This window comes from uncultured Flavonifractor sp., assembly GCF_944387675.1.
GTDB lineage: Bacteria > Bacillota > Clostridia > Oscillospirales > Oscillospiraceae > Flavonifractor.
Genome location: NZ_CALXFV010000016.1, coordinates 18615 through 27642, shown reverse-complemented (window position 1 = coordinate 27642; position 9028 = coordinate 18615). Strand labels below are relative to the sequence as shown.

Below are 9028 nucleotides of genomic sequence, written 5' to 3'. Positions count from 1 at the left end.
ATCATTGTGCTCTCCACCATGAAGGTGGGCGGACTGATCCTCTCCGAGGCCACCCTTTCCTTCCTGGGCGTGGGCGTTCCGGTGACCGAGCCCTCTTTGGGCATGCTGGTGAAAAACGGTTTTGACGTGCTTTTCAGCGGCTACTGGTGGATTGCGGTCTTCCCCGGCATTTATATCATGCTGCTGGTCTTCGGAATCAACCTGCTGGGCGATTTCCTGAGAGACGAGTTTAATCCAAAACTGAAGTAAGGAGTGGAAATCGTGGGAAAGACACTGCTGCAAGTAGAACATCTGCGCACCTATTTCCACACCTTCCGCGGCGTGGTCAAGGCGGTGGATGATATCAGCTTTTCCCTGGATGAGGGGCAGGTCCTGGGGATCGTGGGGGAATCCGGCAGCGGGAAATCCGTCACCAGTTTCTCCATTTTGAAGCTGGTGGAAAGTCCCGGTGTGGTCCAGTCCCAGCGCATCCTGTTTAACGGCGAGGATATCAGCCGTAAAAATGAGAAGGAAATGATGAAAATCCGAGGCAAGGACATCGCCATGGTGTTTCAGGACCCCATGACCTCCCTCAACCCCCTGTATACCATTGAAAAGCAGATCACGGAAATGCTGGATCTGCACCAGAAGGGCATGTCCCACAAGGAAAAACGGGAGCGCTGCATCCAACTGCTGCACATGGTGGGCATCCCCAATCCGGAGGACCGGCTAAAAAGCTATCCCCATCAGTTCTCCGGCGGTATGCGCCAGCGGGTGATCATTGCCATCGCCCTGGCGGCCAATCCCAAGCTGATCATTGCCGACGAGCCCACCACCGCGCTGGATGTCACCATCCAGGCCCAGATTCTGAATCTGATGGACCGGCTGGTGAAGGAGCAAAACGCCTCCCTGATTCTCATCACCCACGATCTGGCGGTGGTATCCCAGATGGCCGACCGGGTTATCGTGATGTACTGCGGGAAAATTGTAGAGAGCGGCTCCAGGGACGATGTAATCCGCCGGGCCAGCCACCCCTACACCGTGGGCCTGCTCAATTCCATCCCCAGGATCTCGGAGGAACAGGACCGGCTGGAGTCCATCCCCGGCATGGTACCCAGCATGCTGGATCTGCCCCAGGGCTGCTACTTCGCGCCCCGGTGCAAGTACTGCCAGGAGATCTGCCGCACCCAGGCGCCGGTGGATCAGACGGTAGGGGAGGGACACACGGTGTGCTGCCACTTCCCGCTGAAAGGAGGGGACTGAGATGAGCCGTATCCTCCAGGTGGAAGATCTGATCCAGGAGTTTGACCTGACCCAGGACCTGCTGGACCGGATCAAATTCAAGCACGGCCGCTTCTCCGTGGAGCAGCAGGTGGTGCATGCGGTAAACCACGTGAGCTTTGAGATTGAGGAGGGGGAGGTATTCAGTCTGGTGGGGGAATCCGGCTGCGGCAAATCTACCACCGCCCGCACCGTCATTCGCCTCCAGGAGCCAAAAAGCGGCCGTATCCTGTTTGAAGGGCAGGATATCACCCACAGGAAGCTCAAGGACCTGCGACCCATCCGCAGGCAGATGCAGATGATTTTCCAGGACCCGTACGCCTCCCTGAATCCCAGGCAGAAGGTGCTGGACATCCTGACCGAACCGATTTTGTTCCACAAGCTGGCGCCCTCCAAAGCAGCCGCCGAGGAGAAGGCGATCTATCTGCTGGAACGGGTGGGGCTGAGCGCGGAGCAGTCCAACCGGTATCCCCATCAGTTCTCCGGCGGCCAGAGGCAGCGCATCGGCATTGCCCGGGCGCTGGCTGTGGAACCCAAGTTCATCATTGCCGACGAGCCGGTGTCCGCACTGGACGTGTCCATCCAGGCCCAGATTCTCAACATCCTCATGGACTTGAAAGACGAGTTCGGCCTGTCCTATTTGTTCATCGCCCATGACCTCAGCGTGGTGAAGCACATCAGCGACCGGCTGGGGGTGATGTACCTGGGTACCATTGTGGAGCGGGCGCCCAAGCGGCAGCTGTTCCAAAAGCCGCTGCATCCCTATACCAAGGCGCTGTTTTCCGCGGCACCTACCATTGATGAGAACAAACTCAGCCAATCTCAGGAGCTGAAGGGTGAGATTCCCAGTCCCATCCATCTGCCCTCCGGCTGCCTGTTTCATGACCGCTGCCCCCTTGCCCGCCCTGAGTGCGCCCAGACCATGCCGCAGCTGCGGGAAGTGGAGCCGGAGCATTTTGTGGCCTGCCACCTGGCAGGGGCGGAGGGGAGTGCCGCTGATTCCGTGAAGGGAGGAATCTGTCTGTGAAACTTGATCTGTGTATAGGCTATGAGCAGCGGGCCTGGGACGGCGTGGTGGTCCCTGTCCGGGAGGGGACGCTGAACCGGCTTCGCCTGCCCTGCGACGGGGAGCTCCAGGCCATCTGCGGCCAGGGTGCCTTTTCCGGCCGGCGGGATGAGGTGTACCGCTTCACCACCCTCCAGGCCGGACGCATCGTCCAATATTTCCTGCTGGGCCTCGGTCCTGTGCCTGACCCGGAGACCATGCTGCACAGCTGCGGGACAGTCTACCGCCAGTGCCACGGGCTGAGCCTGAGCCGGGTGGTAACCGATTTGCGGGGGCTGGAGGGAATGACGCCCCCCATGCTCCAGAAGGCCGCCGAGGCCATGCTGCTGTCGGGGTACCGCTTTGACAAATACAAGTCCAGCCCGGACCCGGCCGGCGTCTCGGAGGCCGCTTTCTGCTGCGCCTGCCAGGAGGAGGCGTTCAGGCAGGCCCTGGATCAGGCGGCGGCGGGCGGAGAGGCTGCCTGCCTGGCTCGGGATCTGATTAACGAGCCGCCTACGGTAATGACCCCGGAAAAGCTGGCGGAGGCCGCCGGAAAAATTTTGGCGGATACCCCGGTTCAGGTGCGGGTGTACGGCCGGGAAGAGATCAGGCAGCTGGGGCTTACCGCTTTCCTGGAGGTGGGGAAGGGCTCCATTCAGGAACCCAAGCTCATCGTAATGACCTACAACGGCGATCCGGGCCGCCCGGAGCGCCGTCTGGGACTGATCGGCAAGGGTCTGACCTATGACAGCGGCGGCTATTCCCTCCAGTCCTCTGAGTTTATGGAGACCATGCAGCACGATATGAGCGGCGGCGCGGCGGTGATCTGCGCCCTTTGGGCCGCCCAGGCCAGAGGGCTGGCCCTGAACGTCACCGGAATTGTGGCGGCCTGCGAGAACAAGCTCTCCGCTACCGCCTATGTGCCGGGCGATGTGATCCATTCCATGTCGGGCCGGTACATCGAGGTCAACAACACCGATGCCGAGGGCCGTATCACCCTGGCCGATGCGGTGACCTACGCCAAGCAGTGCTGCGGTGTGGACCGCATCATTGACATCGCTACCCTGACAGACGGCATTCAGACCGCCCTGGGCGACCGGCGGTGCGGCCTGTTTACCAATGACCACACCCTGTCCGCCTATGTGGAGGCCGGAGCGACCGCCTCCTGCGAGCGGGTGTGGGAGCTGCCCTGTGATGAGAACCTCCGCCGGGTACTGGATTCCAGGGTGGCCCACCTGAAGAACAGCGCCATGGGTTCCAGCGTGGGCGGCTACGCCACGGTAGGCGCCATGTTCGTCAAGGAGTTTGTCGAGGATACCCCCTGGGTCCATTTGGACATTGGCGGCACGGCCTGGAGCCGGAGCTGCGAGGGGATTTACGCCAAGGGCGGCATCGGATTCGGCACCCGTCTGCTCTTTGAAACCATGTGTGAAATGGAGAAGGGATAAGAGAATGGAAAGACTTCAGCTGACCGACTTTCTCAAATACCGCTATCCCTCCGCGCTGGCTTTCTCCCCGGATGGAGCGCGGCTGGCCTTCGCGCTGAAACGCATTGATGAGGAGAAGGACTGCTACCGGTGGAGCCTGTGGGTATATACGCCGGAAACAGGTGCCTGCGCGGAACTGCCCGGCAGCGAGGGCCAGCGCAGGGCGGTGTGGGACGGACCGGAGCGGCTTCTTCTCATAGAGCGCCAGAGCGATCCCGAGCTGCTTGCCCGGGGAATAGAAGAGTCTTGGAGCACCCTGGTTCGCCTGAACGTCTCCAATGGGGGGCGGGAGGAGCTGTTCCGCCTCCCGCTCTCTGTCACCGCCGTCTGGCCGGCGGGAGCAGGGCGCTACTTCGTCACCGCGGAGACCCATCTGGACCGACCCAACCTGCTGACCCTGGCCCCACCGCTTCGGGAGCGGGAGGCGGCGCGCAGGCTCCACACCAAGGGCTACAAAACCCTGACGGAGCTTCCCCTGTGTGAAAACGGCGTGGGCATGTACAACCAGACCAGAAACACCCTCTTCCTGGTGGAAGCTGACGGCGCCTTCCGGCAGCTCACTCCGGAGGATTGGGATGTGAACCGGGTCAGCGCGGGGGAGGGGCAGGTGCTGTTTACCGCCTTTCCCTTCCGGGACGTAAAGCCTGTGACCGAGGGCATGTACCTCTGGTCGGTGGCGGAGGGCCTGCGGACCCTGATCACCCCGGATCAATACAGCATTGACTTTGTGGGCTTCCACGGGCAGGAGTTTCTCTGCCTGGGCCTGGTGATGAAGGATTACGGAGTCTACGAGCACCCCACCTTTTTCCTGGTGAATGAGGACGGAGCGCACAGTCTGGGCCGGTATAACCGCCGGGTCAATTCCGAGGTGGTCACCGACAGCTTTGACGGCGCCGTGCGCGGACAGAAGATGGTGGGGAAGGCCCTTTATTTCCTGAACACCAACGGCGTGGGGACCCAACTGTGCCGCTGGACCAGGGAGGAGGGGGTCTCTGCCCTACTTACCACCGACGACTACCTGATCGACTTTGACACGCTGGACGGGGAGCGGTTCGCCCTGGTGGCGGCCACCGGTCTGGACCTGCCAGAGGTCTATCTGTGGCAGGGGGGCGCGCTTCTGCGGACCTCCCATTTCAACGACCAGGTATCCGCCGGACGGACTCTGTCTGTTCCGGAGGCCTTCTCCTTCCTGGACCGGGACGGCGTGGAGATCGACGGCTTTGTTCTCAAGCCGGCGGGATACCGGCCCGGCGCCTCCTATCCCGGCATCCTCCACATCCACGGCGGCCCCAAAATGGTCTTCGGACCCGGCTTCCACCACGAGATGCAGCTGTGGGCGGCCCGGGGATATTTCGTCTTCTACTGCAATCCCAGGGGCAGCTGCGGAAAGGGCAACGACTTTGCGGACCTTCAGGGGAGGTACGGCACCGTGGATTTCCAGGATCTGATGGACTTTACCGATGAGGTTCTGGTCCGTTATCCGGATATCGACCCGGAGCGGCTCGGCGTATGCGGCGGCTCTTACGGCGGCTTTATGACCAACTGGGTTATCGGACACACCCACCGTTTCCGCTGCGCGGTCTCCCAGCGGAGCATTTCCAATTATGTTGGGGACTATCTGCTCTCCGATATCGGCTATTACTATGTGCCGGACCAGCAGCTCGGCACCGTGTGGGACCATCCGGAGCGGCTGTGGACGGCCTCGCCCCTGTCTTACGCCGACCAGGTCAGGACGCCCACCCTGTTCATCCACTCCGACAAGGATTACCGCTGTACGCTGAACAATGGACTGGAGATGTTCGCGGCACTGAAGCTCCACGGGGTGGAGAGCAAGCTGTGCCTGTTTTACGGGGAGGATCACGGGCTGAGCCGCACAGGAACTCCGTCGAACCGCATCTGCCGCATGGAGGAGATCCTGGCCTGGCTGGACAGATACCTGAAAGAGGGAAGCGCCCATGATGAAATGCCTTGATTTCGACACCGCCGTTGAGCGCCGCGGCAGTCAGTCCTTCAAATGGGACGGAACGCTGGAGGAGTTTGGAAAAGAGGACGTCATTCCCCTGTGGGTGGCCGATATGGATTTCCCCTGTGCGCCTGAGATCCTGGACGCCTTTTCCGCCCGGATTGACCACGGCGTTATGGGCTATACCATGCGCACCCAGCGGTACCTCTCTGCGGTGCGGCACTGGTTCCGGCAGCGCCACGGCTGGGAGGTGCCGCAGCAGGCGCTGGCCTTTGCGCCGCCCGGTGTGATCTTTGCCGTCAATGTGCTCATTGACCTGCTCTCCCAACCAGGGGACCGCATTGTAATGCAGACGCCCAACTATGATGCGCTGATGAATTCCGTCACCGCCGGCGGGCGGATCATTTCAGAAAATCCTCTCAAGCTGGTCAACGGGCGCTATGAGCTGGACTTTGACGATCTGGAGCGGGTGCTGGCCATGCCCCGCACCAAGATTCTGCTGATGTCCAACCCCAACAATCCCACCGGCAGGCTCTGGACCTGGGCAGAGCTGGAACGGCTGGGGGAGCTGTGTCTGCGGCATCATGTGACCATTCTCAGCGACGATATCCACGCAGACCTGGTAATGCCCGGCTATCACTATACGCCGCTGCCCTCCCTCTCGCCCCAGCTGGCCCGGAGCTCCGTGCTTCTCACCTCAACCAATAAAACCTTTAATCTGGGGGGACTTCAACTGGCCACGCTGGTGATCCACGACGAGACGCTCCGGAACCGCTTCAACCAGGTCATGGCGCGCTACCAGACCAGGCTGGATAATCTCTTCGGGGCCATCGCTCTGGAGACCGCCTATGAATCCTGCGGCTACTGGCTGGATGGGGTGATTTCCTATGTGGACCAGAACCGGCAGGCCCTGGAGGCCTTTATCCGCACCCATCTGCCCCAGCTGACCGCCTATCCCATGGAGGCCACCTACTTCTCCTGGATTGATTTCTCCGGCCTGGGGAGGGGGGAGGAACTGGAACGATTTCTGGTTGACACCTGCGGGGTGGCTTTTACGCCGGGCAGGGAGTTTTCACCGGAATACAGCCAGTTTATGAGGGCTAATTTGGCCTGTCCACGTGCGCTGCTGCTGACCGCGTTTCAGCGGATCGCAGACCATATCCTATGAAAAACCGCCGGAACCGAGAGGTTCCGGCGGTTTTTTAACCTTTTCCGTTTCTGATTCGCTGGAGATAGCGGTAAACGGTGGGTTCGGAAATCTGAAGCTCCCGGGCGGCCTGTCCCACAGAGCCTTTGGTTGCGAAAACCCCCTGCACCTCCAGGGTCCGGATGATGTTCAGCTTGTCGGAGGAATTCATGTCAGCCGGCGGCACATCGTAGCGGTGTACTGTGGTGTGGATGATATTGCTGGACAGCTCCGAAATAGAGTCGTCCAGGTTTTCCGTGTAGGAGGTATGCCGCTCTCCCTCCATCAGCAGGGGATAGGCGTGCATCAGCTTGTCCAGATGCTCGGAGAGGAGGAAGAATTCCTCCACATCGTGATTGACGCAGATCAGTCCACGCAGCTCTCCATCCTCCTTGATGAAAAAGGTGGAGGACACGAAACGCTTGCCGCCTCGTGTGCGTCCCTCATAATTGGCCACGTAGTCGTGCTCCAGATAGGCCCCGGTCTGGATCAGCTCCTTTGCCAGCTCGGTCATCGGGTCGCCCACCCGCCGGCCGCTGAGATGTCCGTTGCAGGCCACGATTACCGAGCGCTCCGGAGTGGAGACATCATGGAGAATGATCTCATAGTTTTTACCGCAAATCTCTCCCATAAATTCAACAACGGGAATGTAACGTTCCAAATAGGCGTAATTGCTCAAATTATCCCTCCTTTCCCCGCATCATCTGCCAATTGCGACATTCATTGTAACTGATTTTTATTTTAATTGCAATCGTTTAATAAAATTTTCTTACCATTTTTAAGGGAACTGCCCCCCGCTGCGATATTGACAAATTATTCACTTTCATCCATAATCGAGGCATAGGGTGGAGAAGCCTAAATCCGCAGATTTATCGGAGAAGCACATATGAAATATGATTTTGACACCCCTGTTGACCGAAGGGGTACCTCTTCCTACAAATGGGACACCGGCTCCGACTTCTTCGGGCGGGATGATATCATCCCCATGTGGGTGGCGGACATGGATTTTGCCTGTGCACCCTGCATTGTGGAGGCGATCCAGAAGCGTGCGGCCCACCCTGTCTATGGATATGTGGTCCGTCAGCAGCCCTATTATGACGCGGTACTGCACTGGCTGAGTCGGCGTTATGGCTTTACGGTCCGGCAGGAGTACCTGGTTTTTTCTCCTCCCGGCGTGATTTACGCCATGAATATTGTGCTGCGCATTCTGACACGGCCTGGGGACAGGGTGCTGCTTCCCACGCCGAATTATGACTCCCTGTTCGACATGGCGGAGCGCAGCGGAAGAACGCTGGTGGAGAGTCCCCTGGTCTGGAGGGAGGGCGTCTATACCTTTGACTATGACGATCTGGAGCGGAAAGCGGCGTCTGGAGTTAAAGTGCTGATTCTCTCCAGTCCTCACAACCCCACCGGCCGGGTGTGGACGCGGGAGGAGCTGGAGCGGCTGGCGCAGATCTGCCTGAGGCACCGCATTTTCATGTTGGTGGATGAGATCCACTGCGACTTTGTCTCAAAGGAGCATCCCCACACCACCTTCGGCCTTCTGGGCGAGGAGGTGCTCAAGCAGTCCATGATCTGCTATTCCGCCAGCAAAGGGTTCAACTTGGGCGGCCTGGGCATGGCCACCATCGTTCTGGCGGATGACGACGTCAGGCAGCGGTTCAAGGAGGAACTGACCATTGCCCAGACCCGACTGGACAACGTCTTCGGTGCGGCCGCCCTGATGGCCGCCTATACGCCGGAGGGGGAGGACTGGCTGGACCAGGTTATCGAATATGTATTTGCAAACAAGGCCTACCTTGCGGACTACCTGGCCAAGCACATTCCGGAGATTCGGCTTTTCCCGTCGGAGGGAACCTACCTGGTCTGGCTGGATTGCTCCGGCCTACCCTACAAGGGAATGGCGCTGGAGCATTTTATGATCAACAGGGCCGGCGTGGCCTTCAGCGCCGGCTATGAATTCGGTCGGGAAGGGGAGCATTTTCTCCGCATGAACCTGGCCTGTCCCCGGAGCACCCTGAAAAAAGCCCTGGAGCGGATGGAGGCTGCGATCCATGCCCGCTGACGCATGTCTGTCCCCGGAT

At 59.9% G+C, this 9028-nt stretch carries 7 protein-coding genes and 1 pseudogene; 7 read left to right on the top strand and 1 reads right to left on the bottom strand.

Annotated elements, in window-relative coordinates:
- The 6 genes and pseudogenes from Q0J74_RS03080 to Q0J74_RS03055 form a co-directional block, all read left to right on the top strand.
- Positions 1-249 (top strand): annotated as a pseudogene (locus Q0J74_RS03080) (ABC transporter permease); the annotation flags it as partial.
- A gap of 12 nt (positions 250-261) precedes the next feature.
- A complete protein-coding gene (locus Q0J74_RS03075) occupies positions 262-1242 on the top strand; it encodes an ABC transporter ATP-binding protein (RefSeq protein ID WP_297210431.1) in 981 nt (326 codons plus the stop codon).
- A gap of 1 nt (position 1243) precedes the next feature.
- On the top strand, positions 1244-2287 hold the full coding sequence (locus Q0J74_RS03070; RefSeq protein WP_297210428.1) for an ABC transporter ATP-binding protein: 1044 nt from the start codon (positions 1244-1246) through the stop codon (positions 2285-2287).
- The gene (locus tag Q0J74_RS03065) at positions 2284-3756 is read left to right on the top strand and encodes a leucyl aminopeptidase family protein (RefSeq protein WP_297210425.1); all 1473 of its coding nucleotides are present in this window, start codon (positions 2284-2286) and stop codon (positions 3754-3756) included. The genes Q0J74_RS03070 and Q0J74_RS03065 overlap by 4 nt, the downstream gene beginning before the upstream one ends.
- Positions 3757-3760: 4 nt before the next feature.
- Positions 3761-5767 carry an alpha/beta hydrolase family protein gene (locus Q0J74_RS03060; RefSeq protein WP_297210422.1) on the top strand — a complete coding sequence of 669 codons (2007 nt, stop codon included), beginning with the start codon at positions 3761-3763 and terminating at the stop codon, positions 5765-5767.
- Complete coding sequence (locus tag Q0J74_RS03055) at positions 5751-6926, top strand: MalY/PatB family protein (RefSeq protein ID WP_297210419.1); 1176 nt, start codon at positions 5751-5753, stop codon at positions 6924-6926. The genes Q0J74_RS03060 and Q0J74_RS03055 overlap by 17 nt, the downstream gene beginning before the upstream one ends.
- Positions 6927-6960: 34 nt before the next feature.
- Here Q0J74_RS03055 and Q0J74_RS03050 read toward each other — a convergent pair whose 3' ends face one another.
- Entirely contained in the window at positions 6961-7623 is a 663-nt protein-coding gene (locus Q0J74_RS03050) for a helix-turn-helix transcriptional regulator (protein ID WP_297210416.1), read from the bottom strand.
- A gap of 207 nt (positions 7624-7830) precedes the next feature.
- On the opposite strand from Q0J74_RS03050, the gene Q0J74_RS03045 reads away from it, so the two are divergent.
- On the top strand, positions 7831-9009 hold the full coding sequence (locus Q0J74_RS03045; RefSeq protein ID WP_297210413.1) for a MalY/PatB family protein: 1179 nt from the start codon (positions 7831-7833) through the stop codon (positions 9007-9009).
- Positions 9010-9028 lie beyond the last annotated feature (19 nt).